Source organism: Arthrobacter sp. AIWTK1, from assembly GCF_056680535.1.
On the sequence record NZ_CM155287.1, the window covers coordinates 938,144 to 959,059 of the forward strand.

Sequence of the window (20,916 nt, forward strand, 5' to 3'; positions counted from 1 at the left end):
CCGCATTCACCGGCGCCGCAAGCTGCGATGAGCCACCGCCAGATCATGGAGGCCCTCACCGGCCTGCTGGCCGCGTTCTTCACCGCGATCATCAGCAGCACCATCGTGGCCAACGCACTGCCCACCATCATGTCCGAGCTCAAGGGCACGCAGACAGACTTTGCCTGGGTGATCACCGCAGCACTCCTGGCCAACGCCGCCACCACACCGATCTGGGGCAAGCTCGCCGACCTCTTCGACAAGAAGCTCCTGGTCCAGCTGAGCATTGTGATTTTCGTTGCCGGCTCCGTCATGGCGGGCCTGTCCGAAACGATCCCGCTGCTGCTGACCGCCCGCGTTATCCAGGGTGTCGCCATGGGCGGACTCACGGCGCTGGCGCAGGCCATCATCGGCTCCATCATTCCGCCCCGCGACCGCGGCAAGTACTCCGGTTACATGGGCGGTGTGATGGCCGTGGGCACCGCCGGGGGACCGCTGCTCGGTGGATTCATCGTGGACAGCCCGCTCGGCTGGCGCTGGACCTTCTTCGTCTGCGTCCCGCTGGCCGTCATTGCGCTCATCCTGCTGCAGATCACGCTGAAGCTTCCCCACCTCAAGCGCCACGCGAAGATCGACTGGCTGGGCTCCATCCTCCTCACCTCCGGCGTCAGCCTGCTGTTGATCTGGGTGTCCTTTGCCGGCAACCCGGAGTACTACGACTGGTGGTCCTGGCAGACGGCCGCGATGGTGGGCGGCGGCGTGCTGCTCCTGGCCCTCCTCGTGGTGGTGGAGTCCAAGGTGGAGCAGCCCATCATCCCGCTCAAGATCATCAGCGAACGCACCACGGCCCTTGCCATCCTGGCTTCCGTTGCAGTGGGCGTCGGCATGTTCGGGTCCTCAGCATTCCTGGGCCAGTACTTCCAGGTTGCCCGCGGCGCCACCCCCACCGAAGCCGGCCTCCTGACGCTGCCCATGATCGCCGGCAACCTCCTCGGGTCGGTCCTGTCGGGCCAGCTGATCAGCCGCACCGGCAAGTGGAAGCGCTACCTGATCGCCGGCTCCATCCTGTTGATCGGCGGCTTGGGTCTGGCCGGAACCATCGACCACACCACCGAGCTCTGGCTGACCGGCCTCTACACCGCGGTCCTGGGCCTGGGGCTCGGGCTGCTGATGCAGAACCTCGTGCTGGCAGTGCAGAACACCGTCCGGGCCTCCGACATCGGGACCGCCAGCGCCTCCGTGGCGTTCTTCCGTTCAGTGGGCGGCGCGATCGGCGTATCCGTGCTTGGCGCCGTGCTGGCCAACCGCGTCAAGGAACTTGCCACCGAAGGGCTCGCCGCGGCCGGGATTCCGGTCACCGGCGGATCCGCGGGAGCCAGCATGGACCTCCAGGACATGCCCGCCCCGATCCGGGACATCATGCGGGCGGCCTACGGCGACGCGACAGCCGAGATCTTCCTGATCTCCGCAGTCATCGGCATCATCGCCCTTGTGGCCATCCTTTTCATCAAGGAACAGCCGCTGCGCCGCACCGTTGATATCGTGCCCGCCGCATCCGGGAACGACGCCGACCCCACGAACGACGCCGAGCCCACGAACGACGCCACTGTCACCGCCGGCGGCTCCGGCAGTGTGGACCTTGATCGGGAGTTCATTGAGGTCCTGAGCAGGGAGCGCGCCCACGAGTCACGCTTCCCGGACGCGGCACGGCAGGACCGGGACATTCCCGGCGACCACGACGGCAGCCGCGGCGGCGACGCCGAAGCAAACGCGCGGGAGGGCTACCGGGTTCGTGCCCGGACCATGGTGGCTGACCCGCGGCCCGAAGCGGCCGACGTCGTGCCCGTCCTGCTGCGGACCCAGCAATTGCTGGCGGAGCAGCAGCTCCAGCTGGCAGAGGCGTTGCGTGCCGTCCACGAGCAGTCGGCGGAACAGCGGGAAATCGCTGCCGGACAGGCACGCATCAGCGAGCAGCTCACCACCCTGCGGCGCCAGCTCGCCAAGGAGCGGAAGCTGCAGCGCGCGGCGGCGGACTACATCGCAACGCATGGACGGCACCGGAGCGAGTAACCACGGGGACCGTTCAAACACATAACGTACGACGGCGAGGGCGGCTGAGTGCCGCCCTCGCCGTCGTTGCCGCGCCTGCTTACGCCACCGTCGCCGTCGTCAGGGCTCCGGGACCGGAGAGGCGAGAACCACCACGTTCTTCCCCCAGGGATCTTCGGTATAGCAGCTGATAAGGACCAGGCGGTTGGGAACGCCGGTCCAGATCGGGCTGTCCTTCAGGCTCGATTTCACGTAGGTGTCCACGGAATCCACCCGGTAACGCATGGTTCCGGTGGCTGTGGTGGCTTCGAAAACATCCCCCGGGACGCTCGCGGCGCTGAGCCGGTTGAACGGAGCATCGCGCCCCTCCCAGCTGTGGCCGAGGATATAGGTGGTGTTAGTGGACCCGGCGCCGGGAACGCCGAAGCTCGTCACCCAGTAGCCGTCCACGGTGATCGGCGGCACGATCGCCTGTGATTCCAGTTCCTCCGGCGTGGGCGTGAGCGGATGGATGGTGACGTCCAGCCCGGCAGCCGGATAAACGATCCTGGTGGGGGCGGCGGCGGCCGGGTAGTTCGGAATTTTCTGTGGCGCTTGCTGTGCGGCGGGCGCAACAGCCTTGGAACCGTAACCGCCCTCCGCCGCCGAGGCCTTGCCGCTCCAGGCGAAGGTATCGGGCGGGATGGCAGAGCCAGGTGAAGCGGGGGTGGCCGCCCGTGAATACGGGGCAGCTTCCAGGTGGAGTCCGGTCCCTCCGGAGGGGTGCCCGGAAGATACGATTCCCGGCAGGAACGTCAAAGCGAAGAATGCGACGACGCCGGCGAGCAGCAACAGCCGATCCCCGCGGTTGAGCGACAGGCGCTGCAAGAACGGCAATTTCCGCGCGAGGCGCTGGAGCCAGGGGTGGTCGGAGGCGCCGTCCTGGCGGGGGCGGGGCTCGCCCGCTTCCGGTGCTGCGCTCCGGCTGCCGAGGGGCGGCGCGGCCGCGGGCTTGTGGCCGGGGAAGGTCATCGGAACTCCTCCGTAGGGTGTGGTGTGGACGGGCATCGCACCGTGATGGCGGATGCCCGTCCTCGCCGCGGGACGGACCTTACTTGGATCCGGGTGCATCCTGCAGGCGTCCCCGCTGCCTCAGGGCAATCAGCCCTGTTGCCCCCAGGAGCGCCGCCAAGCCGCCGAACCAGGCCGGCATTCCGGTCTCGGGCTGGCTTCCTGCCGCCGTCTGGGCGTTGAAGCCCCGGTTGACCACAGGTACTACTGCGGCCGCCGCGCCGACGGGTGCCGCTGCGGCTCCCGTCGGAGTCTGTGCCGGTGGAGCCACCGCAGGCGGTACCACTGCCGGGGGAGTTACCTCCGGCGGAGTGACGACCGGCGGAGTTACCTCCGGCGGAGTGACGACGGGCGGTACGACCACCGGGGGAGTCTCTTCCTCTTCTTCTTTCTCTTCTTCTGCGACGCAACCACCGGCCGGGACCGGGTAGATGTCGGCGCGGCCGTTGTGTCCGTCCTTATGGCCGTTCCACCAGGCCTTTTCCGGAATGGTGATCACAACGTACGGGTTCTTTTCAGATCCCGTGGCGTGGCAGATGGTGATCTTGTCCGGGCCGTGACCCCAGTCGTCATCTTCATCCTTGCCGCCACCGCCTCCGCCGTGTCCTTCTCCACTGGGACAGCCGGACGCCGGTGCCGGAATCATGTCGCCCTCATGCGTGGCATGGCCGCCATTTCCGTTCACGGCATTTTCGCTGACCGTAATGTGAACGTACGGGTTCGATTCCGAACCCGTGGCGTGGCAAATGCTGACTTTCTTGTCGCCGTTATCGCCCTTATCGCCGGCATTAGCGGGAGCTGTGACGCCTACTAATGCAATGCCCGCGATTCCGGCAGTTGCGAGGATTCTCTTCATGGGATTCTCCATCTGGATCATTGAGGACTGACCAGACTGCGGGAACGGGAGGCACATGGAGGAGCCGGCCGTTGTTCGTAGATGCCCAGATCACCTGCGACTCTCCTGCAGAGTTGTCAACTAACTGACCTCTCCACGCTAGGCCCGGGGCACTGGAGTAGTCGCGAGTAGCCGGTACTTGACTGGGTACCCGTTTTTCACAGCCTGAACCCTTGAAACCGAGGGACAACACCCGTTTCACCCGTAACAAGGGACACGTGGGGAGCTTTTGTTCCCCAAGGGCGCTACGCCGTTCGGATGATATTTGCGGGGCGTTGTTTCGCACAGGCAACGGATTTCGTAGAGTGGGAAGGCTGAGAGTGTCAGCCCCTGCTGGTATTACTTTCCTGCACTCACTTCGCGCTCTTCCCAAAGGACTCCCGGGCATGCTTGTCACCCTCATACGGCGCTACTCGAAGCCGTATTTGCCGTATATCACGGCAGTCATTCTTTTCCAGCTGGCATCAACCATCGCGGCCCTCTACCTTCCCAGCCTGAACGCACAAATCATCGACGAGGGAGTCTCCCGCGGGGACACCGACTACATCTGGAGAACGGGCGGGCTCATGCTCGGGGTCGCGCTGGTCCAGGTAGCCACCGCCATCGCCGGCGTGTACTTCGGTTCCAAGGCCGCCATGGCGTTTGGCCGGGACCTGCGGCGCGGCGTCTTCCGCAAGGTGACAAGCTTTTCCGCCAAAGACGTCAATGTGTTCGGCGCACCCACGCTGATCACGCGTGGCACCAACGATGTCCAGCAGGTGCAAATGCTCGTGCTGATGGGGCTGAACTTCATGGTGGCCACGCCCATCATGTGCATCGGCGGCATCTTCATGGCGTTGCGCGAGGACCTGAGCCTGTCCTGGCTGGTGTGGGTTTCCGTTCCGGTGCTGATTGCGGTGGTGGGATACCTCGTGGTCCGGCTCATGCCGCTTTTCCGCTCGATGCAGACAAAAATTGACCGCATCAACGGCATCCTCCGCGAGCAGATCATCGGCATCCGTGTGGTCCGCGCCTTCGTCCGCGAACCGCACGAGTCCCAGCGTTTTGGCGACGCGAACCGCGAACTCACCGACGTCTCCCTGAAGATTGGCGCACTGTTCGTCCTGATGTTCCCCGCCATCGGCATGATCCTCCACGTCTCCACGGCCGCCGTGCTGTGGTTCGGCGGCCAGCGCGTGGATGCCGGGGAGATGCAGGTGGGCTCCCTGACCGCCTTCCTGCAGTACCTGCTGCAGATCCTCATGGCGGTCATGATGGGGACGTTCATGGCCATGATGATTCCGCGGGCCTCGGTCTGCGCGGATCGCATTGGTGAGGTGCTCGACGTCGAGCCCTCCATCCACGAACCGGCGGCGCCGGTGGCGCCCGCCCGGCGGACCGGACGCGTGGAGTACCGCAACGTCTCATTCGCCTACCCGGGGGCCGAAGAACCTGTCCTGAGCAACATCAGCTTCACCGCCGAGCCCGGCCAGACCGTGGCCATCGTCGGGTCAACCGGCGCCGGCAAGACCAGCCTGCTGTCACTGCTGCCGCGGCTTTACGACGTCGCGTCCGGTGAGGTCCTGCTCGACGGCGTTTCCATCACCGACCTCGAACGCTCCGAAATCACCGGCCGGGTGGCCATGGTGCCGCAGCGGCCCTACCTCTTCTCCGGGACCATCGAGCACAACCTGCGCTTCGGCAAGACGGAGGCCACGGACCAGGAACTGTGGGATGCCCTCACGGTGGCCCAGGCGGCTGACTTCGTCCGGGAAAAGAAGAACGGTCTCGGTTCCCGGATCGCCCAGGGCGGCACCAACGTCTCGGGCGGCCAGCGCCAGCGCCTGTGCATCGCCAGGGCCCTGGTAACCCGGCCCAAGGTGTACCTGTTCGATGACTCCTTCTCGGCGTTGGACGTGGCAACGGATGCCAGGCTGCGGCGTGCGCTCAAGGCAAAGACCGCGGATGCCACGGTCATCATCGTGGGACAGCGCGTGTCCACGATTGCCGACGCCGACCAGATCCTGGTGCTGGACAACGGCAGGATCGTGGACAGGGGAACACACGAGGAACTGCTGCTGAGTTCAACTACCTACCAGGAAATCGTCGAGTCGCAGCTGACCGCGGAGGAAATGGCATGAGCACCAACGAAAAAATCGCAGCCGGCCAGGAACCGGTTCCCGCGGAAGACGACGACTTCTACGAAGAGGAGTACAAGCCCACGGAGGCCGACGGCGACATGTTCGGCGGGGCGCCCGCGAAGAAGGCGGAGCATTTCTGGCCGTCCGCCAAGCGCCTGATGGGTTTGCTGAAGCCTGAGTCAGCCGGTATTGCCGTTGTGCTGGCCATGGTGACAGTCGCCGTCGTCCTCAACGTCATCGCCCCCAAGATCCTGGGGCAGGCCATGGACGTCATCTTCGGGGGAGTGGTGGGAAAGCAGCTGCCCGCCGGAGTCACCAAGGACCAGTTCGTTGCCGGGCTGCGGGCCCAGGGTGAGAACAACTTCGCGGACATGATCGCCAAGATGGAACTCGTTCCGGGTGTCGGAATCGACTTCCAGAAGTTGTCGTTCCTCATCAGCGTGGTGCTGGTGATGTACTTCGTGGCGAACATATTCACCTGGCTGCAGGGCTACGTACTGAACGTGCTGGTGATGCGCGTTGTCCGGAGATTGCGTGACGATACCGAGAAAAAGCTCAACCGGCTGCCGTTGAACTACTTCGACACCCGCCAGCGCGGCGACACGCTCTCCCGTGTCACCAACGACGTCGACAACATCCAGCAGGCGCTGCAGCAGGCCTTCGCGCAGCTGCTCAGTTCCGCGCTGACAGTGATCGGCATCGTGATCATGATGTTCATCGTGTCGTGGCAGCTGGCCCTGATCGCCCTGGTAGCCCTCCCGCTGTCCGGCGTGGCCGCCGGCATCATCGGCTCGCGAAGCCAGAAGCTGTTTGCCGCGCAATGGAAAAATACCGGCCAGCTCAACGGCCAGATCGAGGAATCATTCTCCGGCCACGACCTCGTGCGCGTCTTCGGCCGTGACGCGGACATGCTGGAACGCTTCGACGAACGGAACGAAGCCCTCTACAAGGCCAGCTTCGGAGCCCAGTTCGTCTCCGGCATGATCATGCCGGTCATGCAGTTCCTCTCCTACCTCAGCTACGTGGGCATCGCAGTGGTGGGCGGGTTGCGGGTGGCTTCCGGCGGCATGAGCCTGGGCGATGCCACCGCCTTCATCCAGTACTCCCGCGAATTCACGCAGCCGCTGGGACAGATGGCGGGCATGGCCAACATGCTGCAGTCCGGCGTTGCCTCGGCGGAGCGTGTCTTCGAATTCCTGGACGCGGAGGAGCAGGATGCCGAAACTGCCACCGAGCACCTGCCCGCCAAGACCGACGGCCACGTGGAGTTCAAGCATGTGACCTTCAGCTATTCGGCGGACAAGCCCCTGATCGAGGACCTTTCCTTCACCGCCGAGCCGGGGCATACCGTGGCGATCGTCGGCCCCACCGGCGCAGGCAAGACGACGCTGGTCAACCTGGTGATGCGGTTCTACGAGCTCACGTCGGGAAGCATCACGCTGGACGGCGTGGACATCACACACCTGAGCCGTTCCGAACTGCGGGCCAAGGTGGGCATGGTCCTGCAGGACGCCTGGCTGTTCGGCGGCAGCATCTACGACAACATCAAATATGGAAACCTCAACGCCACGGAGGACCAGGTCATGGAGGCGGCCCGGGCCACGTTCGTGGACCGCTTCGTCCGGGCACTGCCGGAGGGCTACAACACGGTCATCGATGAGGAAGGCAACAACGTCAGCGCAGGCGAGAAGCAGCTCATTACCATCGCACGGGCTTTTGTGGCCAACCCGTCCCTGCTGATCCTGGACGAGGCCACCAGTTCGGTGGACACGCGCACGGAAGTCCTGGTCCAGAAGGCCATGGCGGCCCTGCGGACGGACCGCACCAGCTTTGTGATTGCGCACCGGCTCTCCACCATCCGCGACGCCGACACCATCCTGGTGATGGAAGCCGGACGGATCGTGGAACAGGGCAACCATCACGACCTGCTGGAAAACAAGGGCGCCTACTACCGGCTGTACATGTCCCAGTTTGCGGGCGAGGACGCGGAGGCGGCCTTGGCTGATGCGGCGGACGACTCGACGGCGGTGCGAAGCTGAGCGCCGCCGGCCGGACCGTGCCCAGCGGGCGGCGCATCGAGGTCCTGGTACCCATGCGCTGGGGAGACATGGACGCCTACGGCCACATCAACAACGTGCAGATCGTGCGGATCCTGGAGGAAGCGCGCATCGCGGCCTTCGGACCGCCCCGCGGCGCCGGCCTTCCCGGCGTCGAGCCGCAGGTGTCCCTCTTCAACGACGTTGAAGAAGGCACCATGGCCTTGGTGGTGGAGCACAAGATCCGCTACGTCAGGACGCTCGAATACCGGAACGTCCCGGCCGTGGTGCAGTTGTGGATCGGCGCCGTCAAAGGCGCCAGCTTCGACATGCACTACCTGTTGCAGGACCCCGTCACCCGGGAAGACTGCGTCAAGGCCACCACCCACCTGGCGTTCGTGGACGAGGCCACCGGCCGGGTACTTCGCCTGACCCCGGAACAGAAGGAGCGGCTGGCCCCGTTCACGGCCTGAGCCCAAAGCCCCTACCCCGGGCACGGCTGCGTCCCTAGTATCGTCACTACATGATCGCCCGTACGAAGCACCAAACGGCAGTCATCAACCGAACCACACCAGCGCACCAACGGAATCAGGGAGCATCAGCCATGGCCACTAAGAAAAAGAAGAAGTCCTGGAAGGAAATGCCGCCGCTCGCACGGTTTGGGACGCTGGTGGCAGCTGCCGTGCAGCTTTCCCTCCTGATCGCAGCCCAGCGCGACATTTCCCGGCGGCCCGCCGAGCAGATCCGCGGCAGCAAGGCGATGTGGCGCGCTGTCACGCTGATCAACTTCGTCGGCCCGGGAAGCTACTTCGCATTCGGGCGCAAGAACCTGCCAGGCGCCCGCTAGCCGCCGGCTGAAACGGCGCCGCCGCCGCTAGCCATCGTTGGATTCGTTGCTCAGCCAGGATTCGAGGTAGATGCGGTTGGTGGTGCTGTCCGGCAGCAGGATCCATGCCCAGATGTAGAACGTGAGGGCCGGGCCGGGCACCAGGGCCAGGACCAGGAAGACGATCCTGGCTGCATTGGGGTCCACGCCCAGCTTCGCGGCTATTCCGCCGCACACACCGCCGAGCAACCTGTCCGGTCCGCGGCTGAGCCCCGTTCCCCGGATGGCCGTGAACATCTTCCGGGTCAGGTCTTGAAAAGTCATGGCACGCTCCTTTGTGCCGCCAGCCTATGGCCGTTCCTTCCCCGTTGATAGGGCCAAAAGCCATCTGGCAGGGCAGGGCGGAGCGCCGTTCGCGTGGTGCTGCCGTTCAGGTTAAGCCTGTAAATTTGAAGGCATGACCCCCACCGCGAAGCCTGCCATGACCCGCGCCCCCGGAATCTCCAAGGAGATCGAGGATGCGGCGTGGTTTGTCCTGGGGGCCGGCCTCCAGGGCAAGCCGTCAGCGCTGGACGGACGGACCCAGACGTGGACCACCTCAGCTGCCGCGGAGCTGCTGGAGCGGCTGGAGCGGGGCGTCGCGGACTCCAAAGCGCCGATGATGACCAACCTCCGGCAGAACCTTTCGGACGCTTCCCGCGCAGCGAAGCAACTGGCTGTTGAACTGTTGTTCCTCCAGTCCCTGCCGCTGGCCCACGAAGTCAAATCGCTGAAGGTCAAGCGTGCCCGGGTGGCCGAGGCGGCCTCGTGGCTGGAACCGCCGCTGGAACTGCCGGACGAGCTGTACAAAGGCATGACGGACCACGGCGTGATCCGCGACCGCACCGCCGAATTCAACTGGACCATCTGGGACCACCTGAGGTGGCTGTGCCGATTCGTGCAGCACGTTGACCAGCAGTCCACGAATGCGGTCACCAAGGCGTTGAAGGATCCCCTCGCATTCCACCAGCTCGCCTCGGCCACCCCCGATGACCAGCCGGCGATTCGCCGCAGCATCGAATACCTGGCCTGGCCGAGCTACTTCGAACCGGTGGTGGCTGACGTGGAGCGGCAGGAAATCAGGGACGCGTTCGCTTCCCTCGTGGGCGGCGCGAAGGGCGACAGTGAAGCGGAAATCACCGCCGATATCCACCGCATCCGCCTCTACCTCGACAAGCAGGCCGGCCAGCGCATCGACTGGTATGCCCGCCAGTTGGTGAGCCAGTGGCGCAAGGTGGGAGATCCGGGCCGGCGTGCCTGGCTCCTGCGCACCCACCACGACGTCAAGGACCTCCTGGCCGCGTGGCACGGGGAGGAGAAGGTGACGCTCGACGTCGAGCATCTGCGCCTCCTGGACGCCGGAGTCACCGCGGGCGTCGTGCAGCACGCAGTCGATGAGGACTACAAGCACCTGGGCTACGTGGAGCGCGAGGACAACAAAACTGCCGTTTTTGCCTTCCTCACGGTGATGAAGCCGGGCGACCTGGTCCTGTACCAGCACGCCGGCGCCGTCCGCCTGGGCGGGGTCCTGGGGGAGCCTGAGCACAACGAGGACAACCGCCGGATGCGCCGCAAGGTCCGCTGGTTCGATGACGCGCACAGCATGGCGGACCTGCCGCGCCACGTCCAGCGCCAGCTCACCACGCCGGGGGTCATCGTGGATGTCACCCGGGTGGTGCAGGCGCTGCAGGCGCTGCTGCCCGCCGAAGCGGAAGCGGAGGCCGACGACGCCGCCGAGCCGGCCGCCGTCGTCGAACCGGTTCCGGAGGGGTTCCGTCCGCTGACGGAGGAGTTCGCGGCGTCCCTGCACATGGACCTGGAACCGCTGCAGGAAATCGCCGAACTCCTGGAGGAGAACCGGCAGCTGGTGCTCTACGGCCCGCCCGGAACGGGCAAGACCTACCTCGCCAAGCACCTGGCGGCCCAACTTGCCGGGGACAGCACCGACGAACGCGTCAAGCTGGTGCAGTTCCACCCGTCGTACGCCTACGAGGACTTCTTCGAGGGCTTCCGGCCGGACAAGACCGACGAGGGGCAGGTGTCCTTCAAGCTGGTGGCCGGCCCGCTGCGCCGCCTTGCGGAAGAAGCGGCCAAGCCCGGCAACGAAAACAAGCCCTACTTCCTGATCATCGATGAGATGAACCGTGCCAACCTGGCCAAGGTGTTCGGTGAGCTGTACTTCCTGCTGGAGTACCGGGACGACCGCATTTACCTCCAGTACAGCCCCAACGAGCCGTTCACGCTCCCGGACAACCTGTACATCATCGGCACCATGAACACCGCGGACCGCTCGATCGCCATGATGGACGCCGCCATCCGCCGCCGCTTCTCCTTCATCGAGCTGCACCCCAAGACCGAACCGGTGAAGGGTTCCCTGCTCCGCTTCCTGCAGGCCCGGAACCTGGACACCACCCCTGCCCTCCTCCTGGACGCCCTGAATGACGCGATCGACGAATGGGACCGCGACCTGATGATCGGGCCGTCCTACTTCATGAAGAAGGCAGCCCAGACTCCCTCGGGCCTCCGCCGGATCTGGAAATACGAGCTCATGCCGCTCCTGGAAGAGCATTATCACGGCCAGCTGAACCGGGCCCAGCTGCAGGAGCGCTTCGGGCTGGAGCAGCTGCTGGGCCGCCTTGCGTCCCGCTAACGGATTGCTGCCCGCTGACGGACGGGCGCCCGTGGCCGTGCCGCCGCGGCCGGCGCGGCCGCCCTCCAGCGCCCGCACGGCCGTACGCCACATCGTCCTGGACGAGCTGTCCGGCGGCGTGGTGGACAAGCTCGACGCAGCGAGTGCAGCGTTCGTGAACGCCAGCGGGCTGGCCAAAGCCTCGCCCATGGGCATGGGCCTGTTCAGGATTGAGCCGGTGGGCATGGTGGGTTCGGTGCGGACGCCCACGGTGCAGCTGGAAGTGCGGCCCAAGGACCGCCTGGGCCTCAGCCGGCTGCTGTTCCTCCTCAGTTATGCGGGAAACCAGGGCTTCCGCGACGACCCGGTGGCCGCCGTCGAGGACACGGATTTGTGGAGTGCACTGGCTGAGTCCCTGGCCCAGCTGGCGGACCGCGCCCTGAGCCGCGGAGTCCTGCAGGGATACCTCACCGTAGATGAGTCACTGCGGACGGTGAAAGGCCGCATCCGGATCTCGGACCAGATCTCGCGCCGGCCCGGAATGGTTGTGCCGCTGGAAGTCTCCTATGACGAATTCACCGAAGACATCGCCGAGAACCGCATCCTGCGGGCTGCCCTGGAGCGCATGTCCCGGGTTCCGCGCGTTCGGCCGGACGTCCAGAGCCGCCTGCGGCTGCTGTTGGGAAAGCTCGACGCCGTCACCCGCCTTCAGCCCGGGGCGCCGCTGCCGCCGTGGCAGGCCACCCGGATGAACACCCGCTACCACGCGGTGCTCCGCCTCTCCGAAGTGATCCTGCGCAACGCCTCAGCCGAAGCGGGCGACGGAAAGCAGCAGACGGCGTCGTTCGTGGTGGACATGGGGCAGGTCTTCGAGGATTTTGTGGGCGCTGCCCTCCGCGAAGCCATGGCTGCCTATCCCGGCGAAATGCGGCTGCAGTACAACGCGCTGCTGAACGAGGCCGTCCGCGATTCCGACCGGCTCACGGTGAATCCGGACGCAGTGCACCTGCTCGGCGGCCGTCCCGTGGTGGTCTACGACACGAAGTACCGGGCCGCGACGGACCAGGGCGCGTCCCTGTCCGCGGACCACTTTCAGATGCTGGCCTACTGCACGGCCCTACGCGTCCCCACGGCCTGGCTGGTGTACGCAGGCGCGGGGGAAATGAAGCTCCGCCGCATCCTCAACACGGACATCGACGTGGTGGAGTACCCGCTTGATCTGTCCCTGCCGCCGTCGGACATCCTGGCAGCTGTTGCTGACCTGGCACAGCAGTCCTGGGGCGAAGTGGTGCGGCAGGCAGCGCTCAATCAATGACGGGCGCGGAGCGGCCCGGCATTGACATGAGGTGCATGAGCAAAGCCCGCTCAGGGTTGCCTCGGTTCTTGGTGAGGCAACGGCGCAGCTGATTGCGGATTTCGGACCCGTCCGGATTGGTGTCCGTTAGGATCGCATTGATGATTTCCCACGACTGGTGGCGAATCGGCTCAAGATTCACGCCCCCGCGTACGGGCCCCCCAACGGCATGGATCCCGGACCTCGCCTGCCGCGAGCCGCCCTGGTGGGCCTCCACGGCTGACAACGTTTTCTTCGGCATCTCTTACCCTCCTGTGGCACAAGCGCTCTGGCTCAAACGCCTGGGATTGCGACCGACCGGAATGAAGAGAATTTTATCCCAGACAGACAAGTCTGTCTTCCCCTTGCGCTAGACTATTTGCAATGAACCCCACGCCAAACCATGCAGTAATTAGGCACGCAGCGATTCAGCCTGCACAGGTCCAGCCTGCCCTGGAGGGCGAGGTTGCGATCACTGGCGCGGACGCGAGGCAGCGGATGGTTGATACGGCCTACGGACTTTTCGCCCGCCGCGGGATCCGCGATGTGGGCGTCAACGAACTGATCAGCCGCGCCGGCGTGGCCAAGGCGACGTTCTACCGGCACTTCGCCTCGAAGGATGAGCTGGTGCTTGCCTTCCTCGAGCAGCGCGACCGCCAGTGGACCGTGGACATGATCGTTGCCGACGCGCGCCGCCGCGGCGGAACCCCTACCGAGCAGTTGCTGGCCATCTTCGACGTGTTTGGCGACTGGTTCCGCCGCGACGACTTTGAGGCGTGCTCCTTCATCAACATCCTCCTGGAAATGGGCGCCACCCATCCGCTGGGGCGGGCAAGCATCGACTACCTCGCCCGGATCCGCGGCCACGTCCAGCAGTTGGCCGAGGAAGCGGGACTGCGGGACGCCGAGGATTTCTCCCGTTCATGGCACATCCTCATGAAGGGATCCATCATTTCCGCTGCCGAGGGTGATGCCGACGCCGCCAAGCGCGCGCAGGCGATGGCCCGGACATTGATTGAGCAGTACGAACCCTAGACCGGCACCCTGATGGTGAAGGTGGTTCCCTCGCCCGGGGCACTGCGAAGCTGAATGCTTCCGCCGTGGGCTTCAACAATGGCCTTGCTGATGGACAGGCCCAGCCCTACGCCCGGGATGGACGTGTTCCGCACGTTGCGGGTCCGGAAAAACTTCGTAAACACCTCCGCCTGATCCTTGTCGCTCATGCCCATGCCCGTATCGCTCACCCGGCACACCAGGTCGGACCCCTCAGAGTCCAGCGACACTACAACGTCGCCCCCATCGGGCGAGTATTTGATGGCGTTGGACACGAGATTATCCAGCACCTGCGACATGCGCCCCGAATCCACGTGGGCCTCCAAGCATGCGGGAGCGTCCGCACGGAGCCGTACTTTTGCGGCGGCGGCACGGGGCAGCGCAGCGCTGATGCTGGCCCGGACAAGTTCGGCCACGTTCACAGCCTGCGGGCTGACAATAAGCTGCCCGCTCCGGCTGGCCAGCAGGTCAGACACCAGCCCGAGCAACCGCTCGGAGTTACGACGGATGATCAGGAGCGCTTCGCGGCGGGGGTCGCTCACGCCGTCATAGTCGTCCAGGAGCAGCTCCACGTAGCCGAGGATCGACGTCAGCGGTGTGCGGAACTCGTGCGAAACGTTAGCCAGGAAATCGTCTTTTGCCGCCAAGGCATTCACCAGGTCCGTGACGTCGCTAAAGACGATCACCGAGCCGGCGAAGGAGCCATCCTGGTCCCGCATCGCACGTGCGCTGGTGGTGATGGCGCGCTGTCCGCTGCCGCTGCCAAGCCAGACCAAATTGTCCGTGAAGCTTTCGCCCATCACGGCGCGACGGACCGGCCGCTGTTCGACCGGGACTGTGGTGGTCCGGTCGGCTTGGAATACCAGGAGCTGGGATTCGTTGGGGTCGGCGTTGCCCGCAGGGCTGGCCAGCCGGTGGTTTTCCCGCTGTTTCCGGTTCATGAGGATGTCGTGCCCGTCCGCGTCCACTGCCAGGACGCCCAGGTGCACCGTTTCCAGCACGGAATTCAGCAGTTCCTCCTGCCGCTTGCTCTCTTTGAGGGTGGCCCGCAGTTGAGCGTCCTTTTCTTCCAGGTCCCGCTGTTGCCGGACCATGCTGAGCGTCAGCACGCTGACGGAGACGCCGATCCCCAGCATCATCACCGGCAGCAGGAGTGAGCGCGCCAGGTCCGGGCCCGTGACGTTCCCGTGAAGGAACAACGGCACCCAGATGATGGCCAGGGGAGCCACGAAGGACGCCACCAGGGAAGCGCGGGGGTACAGCCCGGAGGCGCAGAGCCAGATGACGGGAAAGACGGCCAGCAGGCTGATGCCGGTCAGGCCCTCCTGCCCGCCCTCCCTGCCCAGTGCGATCGAGACGAAGTCAAGGACGGGAACCACCAGGAAGCTGGCGAACGGCAGCCGGTGCCATGGAATGAGGTAGCACAGCGCCAGGATCAGGACCTGCGTGGCCAGGAAAGCGATGAACAGGGGATTCCCCAGAGTCCCCGGGAAAAACATGAGCATCAGCACGGCGGTGAGCGCTGCGGTGATCGATAGCGGCATCTGGCTCAAGGTGACGCGTCCCCGCAGGGAATACTCGTGGAACGGCCGGCGGAAGAAGAGCATCCGGCCGGACTTGATGTCCCAGGTGACGTTGCCACTCATGGCCGGATGACGATCGACGTGCGGTTTACTGGACGCATACCCCCACGATATCGGGCGAGCGCTATACTTCTGACGGTATCGAGCGGACTGAGGGGGCTGCGATGAGTGAATCACGTGTGGGTCTGGTTATCGAGGACGATCACGACATCCGTGAACTGGTGCGGGTGGTGCTGGTCCAGGCCGGATTCGACGTCCAGGTCGCGAGCAGCGGGGCCGCCGGCGTCGTCGCGGCCAAGGAACTCAATCCGGCAGTCATCACCCTGGACTTGGGCCTCCCGGACATCGACGGCTTTGAAGTGGCGCGCCAGATCAGGGAGTTCTCCGACGCGTACATCGTTATGCTGACGGCCCGCGCCGAGGAACTGGATACCCTCATCGGACTGGAATCCGGTGCGGACGACTACCTGACCAAGCCCTTCCGTCCCCGGGAACTGCGTGCGCGCGTCGCCGCCATGATGCGGCGTCCGCGTTCGACGTCGGACTCCGCCGCCGGAGGCAAGGCACCTGCCGTGGCAGCCGCCGCCGGCAGGACGCTGACCCACAACGGGCTCGAGTTCAGCTACGACGCGCGGACCGTGAGTGTGGACGGACGCGAACTGCACCTGACCCGCACCGAGTTCGATCTGCTGCACGCGCTCCTGGAGGCGGGGAGGATGGTGCGGACCAAATCCGAACTGGTGAGGCGGCTGCGCGACGAACCGTACGACGTCGGGGGCTACATCTCAGAAGCGGACGAGCGGTCCGTTGAAGTGCACATGGGAAACCTCCGCAAGAAGCTGGGCGACAGCCCGCAGAACCCGCGCTGGCTGCAGACTGTGCGCGGGGTGGGTTACCGGTTGGCGCCTGCCGAGCGCTAATTCCGGGCTCGGGGCATTGCTTCGGGGTGCCGGTCCGGCGTCCTGGCGCCGGATTCAGGCCGCTGCCGCCGCCGAGAGGTCGGCCACGGTCTGATCGGTGCACGCATCCATGCTTTCCAGGAGCGCGAGCTGAAGGCGGGGCGGTTGCTCGGCCACGGTTTCCGGGTGGGACTCCAAATGCTTCAGGATGGTTTCGAGCTCATCCGCGAGCCTGCTCAGGTACGCCGCGCCCACCATCATGCTGGAGGTCTTCACGCTGAGGACGGCATCCATGGCCGCATCCAGGTCCATTGCTTCCACCGCGTGGCGGAGCCGGTCCAGCCGCCGCGGAAGTTGCTGGATGTAGCTGTTCACAAATACGGTGCAGTACTCGGCGTCGGGCTCAAGTTCACAGCGGAGTGTTTGGAGCACGGAGGGGTCAACGTACGGCTGGCTGACGCCATCCTGTCCATCCATTGGACACCCCTTCCCTTGGCGCTGCACAACCGGGATAGGGGGTGCGGCCACAACCTTGCCTCTTTTACAGTAGGGCTCCGGCGGACACGGAATGCGATTTCCCGGAAAATTTGCGCCAATCTTGATCGGACGGGTCCGCTTGGGCTTTAGGATCGGGACAAGTGTCTGCCGGCACCGAACTGACCTGTGGCGTTTCGAGCCACCAGCCGATTGCGGGGACCGCTGTGTTCAGGATCGTGAGTAACCTTGTTACTGGCCTGCTTGTGGGACTGGGCGTGATGTTGGCTGCAGTCCAGCCAGTCCAGGCAGCGCCCGCTGCGGCTGTCGCGGCGGCCCAGGTCTCCCTCAACCCGACTGCGGGGCCGGTAGGTTCGGCGGTGACAGTCAGCGGAACAGGGTTCAAGGTTTCCACCACGGGAACCGTGATTGTGGGGTCCTCCACCTTCTCTTTCAAGACGGCGGCAAGCGGAGCGTTCAGTACCTCGATCACCATCCCGGCTGCAGCCGCCGGACCGCTGACCATCACGGCCAAAACGTCCTCGGTCAAAGCGTCATCCGTTTTCACGGTGACTTCTTCCGCTCCCGCCCTCCCTCCAATCAGCACGTCGGCGCTCCGCTTCGGGGTGGCCACGGCGGGAGGTCCCCTGGCCAGTGCCGAACTGGATGAGGTCTCACAGCTTGCCGGTGAAAGCCCGTCGAGTGTGCTCTTCTACAAGGACTTCCTGCAGGCACCGCCCATCACCGAGATGAACGCCGTGCGGGCCCGCGGCGCCGTCCCGCTGGTCACTTGGGAACCGTGGGCATGGGGCGGCGGGCTCACACAGCCTGCCTACGCCCTGGACCGGATCACCGCCGGCGACTTTGATGCCTACATCACCCAGTGGGGCCAGGCGCTGGCGTCCTGGGGCCAGCCCGTCCAGCTCAGGTTCGCGCATGAGATGAACGGCAACTGGTATCCGTGGGCGGAGGGCGTGAACGGCAACCAGTCCGGCGATTACGTGCAGGCTTGGCGGCACGTGCACGACGTCGTGACAGCCACGGGTGCCAGCAACGTGACCTGGGTATGGAGCCCGAATGTTCCGTACTTTGGCTCCACCGAGCTTGCCGGGCTGTTTCCGGGCGCCGGTTACGTGGACGTTGTGGCCCTCGACGGATACAACTGGGGCACCTCGGCGTCGTGGAGCAGCTGGATGTCGCCGCAGGACCTTTTCGCGCCCGGGATAGCCCAGCTGCGGACACTCGCGCCCGGGGTCCCCATCCTGATCGCCGAGACGGCCTCCGCCGAGGCGGGCGGTTCCAAGGCGCAATGGAATACCGACCTGGTGAGCTACCTCGCAGCCCAGCCGGACGTGGTGGGCTTCGTCTGGTTCCATCTGCAGAAGGAAACCGACTGGCGCATCAACAGCAGTGAAGCGTCCGCGACGGCATTCAACGCCGCATTGTCCGCCCGCCGGGCGTCGTAGTCCGGCACGCCTTCAGGCGAGGAACTGCTCCAGCTGCTCCTCCAAGGCGGAGACGTCCTTGAGCTCGCACTCCCAGACGGTGAGCACCTTCCACCCTGAAGCTTCCAGGAGCCGGCGCTGTTCGGCGTCGCGGTTCCTGGTCCGCGTCCGCTTTGCATCCCAGAACTCTGCGTTCGCCTTGGGGGCGTGCTGGCCCGCCTTGCAGTCGTGGAAATGCCAGAAGCAGCCGTTGACGAAGATGACCTTGTGCCGTCCGGCGAACACCAGATCAGGGTTGCCGGGGAGTTTGCCGCCTCGCGCGCTGCCGTGCAGACGGTAGCGGTAGCCCTTCGCGTGCAAGAGGCTCCGTACCAGCAGTTCCGGCTTCGTGTTCTTGCCCCGGATCCTGGACATGTTCCAGCTGCGCCGTTCGGGAGTCAGCTGGTCAGCCATGGCTTAAGTCTAGGCGGCCACCATCGCACGCGGCCGGCCCGGCGGGTGTCCGCAGCGGCCGGCCCGGCTGCAATCCTAGATTTCCCGCTCCGGATGTTCCCCAAACTGGAAGTGCCGTCCGCTGACCGAAACCGGCTCGATCTCAACGTAGAAGTCCTTCAGCGTGGGCACCCAGGGCTTCAGGCCGAGCGACTCCGCGGCGGCGATGTCCGCAGACTGGTCGAGGACCCGCGCTGTTCCGCGAAGCACTACGGACCAGGCCTCGTCGGACATGATGCCGTCCGTCTCAAAGAGGACTTTCGCGTTGATCGTCAGCTCAGCAAGCTTGTTGCCCGGAGCTGTCCGGAGATAGAGCTTCCGGCCGCTCACGGCGTAGTTGACCGGGAAGATGTCCGGTTCGCCGGCCACGGTCACTACCAGCCGGCCGTGTTTGGTGCCCTCTATGAGCTTCCACGACTGGTCATCGTCAAGGTTGAGAATGGGATTGCCGTCTGCGTGTGTGAACATCATGTGCCTATTGTTCAGCCGGCGGCAGGCAATGGCCAGTGACTTAAGGACGTATTCTCGTGTCGGGGGTGCCGTGCCGTGAGCATTTCGCGGTCCAACCCAGCGGCGTGACCTGCACTTTCATGCGGCGCCGGCAGGCGGCGCAGTACCGCGGTGGCTCCATCGCGAGCCGCTCGCCGCAGCGGTGGTGAACGTCCGACGTCGGGCTGGCGCCGCCGTCGGACGGCTCGCCGCAGTGGCCGCAAAAGTTACCGGTGGTTGAGCTCGTCGAAACCCTTTGGGTCATAGCGTTTTCTGGAGTTCTCTAATGGGCATGTTCAGCTCGACGAGCAGGTGGAGGTCGGCGGTGGCGGGCCGGCCCAGGGTGGTGAGGTAGTTGCCGACGATGACGGCGTTGATACCGCCCATGAGGCCTTCGCGGGTGCCGAGGTCGCCGAGGGTGAGTTCCCGGCCGCCGGCGTAGCGCAGCACGGTCCGGGGCATGGCGAGGCGGAACGCCGCGATGGCCCGCAGGGCGTCCTTGCCGTCCATGATGCCCTGGTTTTCGAGCGGGGTGCCGGGGCGGGGGTTGAGGAAGTTCAGGGGGACTTCGTGGGGTTCGAGGGCGGCGAGCTGGGCGGCGAGTTCGGCGCGCTGTTCCAGGGTTTCGCCCATGCCGATCAGGGCTCCGCAGCAGAGCTCCATGCCGGCGGCTTTGACCATGTTGCAGGTGTCGAGGCGTTCTTCGTAGCTGTGGGTGGTGACGACTTCGGGGAAGTAGCTGCGGGCGGTTTCGAGGTTGTGGTTGTAGCGGTGTACGCCCCACTCAGCGAGCTGGTCCACCTGGCGCTGGGTGAGCATGCCCAGGGAGCAGGCGATGTTGATGTCCACGGCTTCGTTGATGCGGTCGATCGCGAACTTGATCTGGTTCATGAGCTTGATGTCGGGGCCGCGGACGGCGGCGACGATGCAGAACTCGGTGGCTCCCGTGGCGGCTGTTTCCTTCGCGGCTTTGACGAGTTCGGGGATGTCGAGCCAGACGCCTCTTACCGGGCTGTCAAAGAGGCCGGACTGGCTGCAGAAGTGGCAGTCCTCGGGGCAGCCGCCGGTCTTGATGGAGATGATGCCTTCCACTTCAACGTCTTCGCCGCAGTGCTTCAGGCGCACCTCGTGGGCTAGCTGGAGGGCTGCGGGAAGGGCCTCGTCCGGGAGGCGGAGGATCTGCTCGAGCTGGGACTGCGTCAGGCCGATGCCGTCCTCGAGGACCTGCTGGCGGGCGCTTTCAAGGATCGCGTGGCTGGACTCATTTGTTGTTTCGTTGCTTGTTTCGTCGCTTGTTTCGTCGCTTGCGGGGACATTTGCCTGAATCGTCATCGATGGGTCCTTATCGCGGGAACGTCTGGTCTCCACAGACGCTAGTTTGGCTTTTGGCTGGCGTTTTTGTGGGTTGTCGACAAAGAGCAGGCGTTGAGTTTGGGAAGCCAAAGTAATTCGCAATGGTGCCCGCATGACTTTCCTGTCCGATGCCCTGGGTGATAAACCGGAGAGAGTACCTGTGGATAACTTT

At 65.1% G+C, this 20,916-nt stretch carries 20 protein-coding genes; 10 read left to right on the plus strand and 10 right to left on the minus strand.

Going from position 1 to position 20,916, the window contains the following annotated elements; translation table 11 throughout:
• Positions 1–27 precede the first annotated feature (27 nt).
• Entirely contained in the window at positions 28–2,049 is a 2,022-nt protein-coding gene (locus tag AC1MDG_RS04405) for an MFS transporter (protein ID WP_479807822.1), read from the plus strand.
• 99 nt (positions 2,050–2,148) lie between these two features.
• Here AC1MDG_RS04405 and AC1MDG_RS04410 read toward each other — a convergent pair whose 3' ends face one another.
• Together AC1MDG_RS04410 and AC1MDG_RS04415 are read right to left on the minus strand one after the other, a co-directional pair.
• A complete protein-coding gene (locus AC1MDG_RS04410; RefSeq protein ID WP_479807823.1) occupies positions 2,149–3,039 on the minus strand; it encodes a class F sortase in 891 nt (296 codons plus the stop codon).
• A gap of 79 nt (positions 3,040–3,118) precedes the next feature.
• Positions 3,119–3,934, minus strand: a complete 816-nt coding sequence (locus AC1MDG_RS04415) for a hypothetical protein (protein WP_479807824.1) — start codon at positions 3,932–3,934, stop codon at positions 3,119–3,121.
• 425 nt (positions 3,935–4,359) lie between these two features.
• Here AC1MDG_RS04415 and AC1MDG_RS04420 point away from each other — a divergent pair, with 425 nt between their 5' ends.
• The 4 genes from AC1MDG_RS04420 (at position 4,360) to AC1MDG_RS04435 (ending at position 8,976) form a co-directional block, all read left to right on the plus strand.
• A complete protein-coding gene (locus AC1MDG_RS04420; RefSeq protein ID WP_479807825.1) occupies positions 4,360–6,093 on the plus strand; it encodes an ABC transporter ATP-binding protein in 1,734 nt (577 codons plus the stop codon).
• On the plus strand, positions 6,090–8,132 hold the full coding sequence (locus AC1MDG_RS04425; RefSeq protein ID WP_479807826.1) for an ABC transporter ATP-binding protein: 2,043 nt from the start codon (positions 6,090–6,092) through the stop codon (positions 8,130–8,132). Before AC1MDG_RS04420 ends, AC1MDG_RS04425 begins: the two co-directional genes overlap by 4 nt.
• 53 nt (positions 8,133–8,185) lie before the next feature.
• The gene (locus AC1MDG_RS04430) at positions 8,186–8,602 is read left to right on the plus strand and encodes an acyl-CoA thioesterase (RefSeq protein WP_479809016.1); all 417 of its coding nucleotides are present in this window, start codon (positions 8,186–8,188) and stop codon (positions 8,600–8,602) included.
• A gap of 131 nt (positions 8,603–8,733) precedes the next feature.
• Positions 8,734–8,976 carry a PLDc N-terminal domain-containing protein gene (locus AC1MDG_RS04435; RefSeq protein WP_479807827.1) on the plus strand — a complete coding sequence of 81 codons (243 nt, stop codon included), beginning with the start codon at positions 8,734–8,736 and terminating at the stop codon, positions 8,974–8,976.
• A gap of 27 nt (positions 8,977–9,003) precedes the next feature.
• Here the strand turns inward: AC1MDG_RS04435 and AC1MDG_RS04440 are convergent, their stop codons facing one another.
• The gene (locus AC1MDG_RS04440) at positions 9,004–9,279 is read right to left on the minus strand and encodes a PspC domain-containing protein (RefSeq protein WP_043478673.1); all 276 of its coding nucleotides are present in this window, start codon (positions 9,277–9,279) and stop codon (positions 9,004–9,006) included.
• A gap of 133 nt (positions 9,280–9,412) precedes the next feature.
• On the opposite strand from AC1MDG_RS04440, the gene AC1MDG_RS04445 reads away from it, so the two are divergent.
• Together AC1MDG_RS04445 and AC1MDG_RS04450 are read left to right on the plus strand one after the other, a co-directional pair.
• Positions 9,413–11,644 carry an McrB family protein gene (locus tag AC1MDG_RS04445; protein ID WP_479807828.1) on the plus strand — a complete coding sequence of 744 codons (2,232 nt, stop codon included), beginning with the start codon at positions 9,413–9,415 and terminating at the stop codon, positions 11,642–11,644.
• A 37-nt stretch (positions 11,645–11,681) separates the two neighbouring features.
• Positions 11,682–12,938 (plus strand): McrC family protein, encoded by a 1,257-nt coding sequence (locus AC1MDG_RS04450; protein WP_479809017.1) that lies wholly within the window; start codon positions 11,682–11,684, stop codon positions 12,936–12,938.
• On the opposite strand, the gene AC1MDG_RS04455 is transcribed toward AC1MDG_RS04450, so the two are convergent.
• Positions 12,928–13,218: a hypothetical protein gene (locus AC1MDG_RS04455; RefSeq protein ID WP_479807829.1), complete on the minus strand. Its 291-nt coding sequence runs from the start codon at positions 13,216–13,218 to the stop codon at positions 12,928–12,930. The two genes, AC1MDG_RS04450 and AC1MDG_RS04455, sit on opposite strands and share 11 nt — an antisense overlap.
• Before the next feature lie 122 nt (positions 13,219–13,340).
• Here AC1MDG_RS04455 and AC1MDG_RS04460 point away from each other — a divergent pair, with 122 nt between their 5' ends.
• A complete protein-coding gene (locus tag AC1MDG_RS04460) occupies positions 13,341–13,991 on the plus strand; it encodes a TetR/AcrR family transcriptional regulator (protein WP_479807830.1) in 651 nt (216 codons plus the stop codon).
• Here AC1MDG_RS04460 and AC1MDG_RS04465 read toward each other — a convergent pair.
• On the minus strand, positions 13,988–15,655 hold the full coding sequence (locus tag AC1MDG_RS04465) for a sensor histidine kinase (protein WP_479807831.1): 1,668 nt from the start codon (positions 15,653–15,655) through the stop codon (positions 13,988–13,990). The two genes, AC1MDG_RS04460 and AC1MDG_RS04465, sit on opposite strands and share 4 nt — an antisense overlap.
• Before the next feature lie 101 nt (positions 15,656–15,756).
• Between AC1MDG_RS04465 and AC1MDG_RS04470 the strand changes: the two genes are divergently transcribed.
• Positions 15,757–16,512, plus strand: coding sequence for a response regulator transcription factor (locus tag AC1MDG_RS04470; protein WP_200890943.1), 756 nt, complete (start codon positions 15,757–15,759; stop codon positions 16,510–16,512).
• Positions 16,513–16,566: 54 nt separating this feature from the next.
• Here the strand turns inward: AC1MDG_RS04470 and AC1MDG_RS04475 are convergent, their stop codons facing one another.
• Complete coding sequence (locus tag AC1MDG_RS04475; protein WP_479807832.1) at positions 16,567–16,968, minus strand: Hpt domain-containing protein; 402 nt, start codon at positions 16,966–16,968, stop codon at positions 16,567–16,569.
• Positions 16,969–17,246: 278 nt separating this feature from the next.
• On the opposite strand from AC1MDG_RS04475, the gene AC1MDG_RS04480 reads away from it, so the two are divergent.
• Positions 17,247–18,431 (plus strand): glycoside hydrolase family 26 protein, encoded by a 1,185-nt coding sequence (locus AC1MDG_RS04480; protein ID WP_479809018.1) that lies wholly within the window; start codon positions 17,247–17,249, stop codon positions 18,429–18,431.
• A 12-nt stretch (positions 18,432–18,443) separates the two neighbouring features.
• Here AC1MDG_RS04480 and AC1MDG_RS04485 read toward each other — a convergent pair whose 3' ends face one another.
• From AC1MDG_RS04485 to bioB, 4 genes are all read right to left on the minus strand, one after another.
• Positions 18,444–18,863: a very short patch repair endonuclease gene (locus tag AC1MDG_RS04485; RefSeq protein ID WP_479807833.1), complete on the minus strand. Its 420-nt coding sequence runs from the start codon at positions 18,861–18,863 to the stop codon at positions 18,444–18,446.
• Between the two features lie 75 nt (positions 18,864–18,938).
• Positions 18,939–19,373 (minus strand): pyridoxamine 5'-phosphate oxidase family protein, encoded by a 435-nt coding sequence (locus tag AC1MDG_RS04490; RefSeq protein ID WP_043478686.1) that lies wholly within the window; start codon positions 19,371–19,373, stop codon positions 18,939–18,941.
• A 40-nt stretch (positions 19,374–19,413) separates the two neighbouring features.
• Positions 19,414–19,656 (minus strand): biotin synthase auxiliary protein BsaP, encoded by a 243-nt coding sequence (gene bsaP, locus AC1MDG_RS04495; protein WP_479807834.1) that lies wholly within the window; start codon positions 19,654–19,656, stop codon positions 19,414–19,416.
• Entirely contained in the window at positions 19,653–20,723 is a 1,071-nt protein-coding gene (gene bioB / locus AC1MDG_RS04500) for a biotin synthase BioB (protein WP_479807835.1), read from the minus strand. Before bioB ends, bsaP begins: the two co-directional genes overlap by 4 nt.
• Positions 20,724–20,916: the final 193 nt, after the last annotated feature.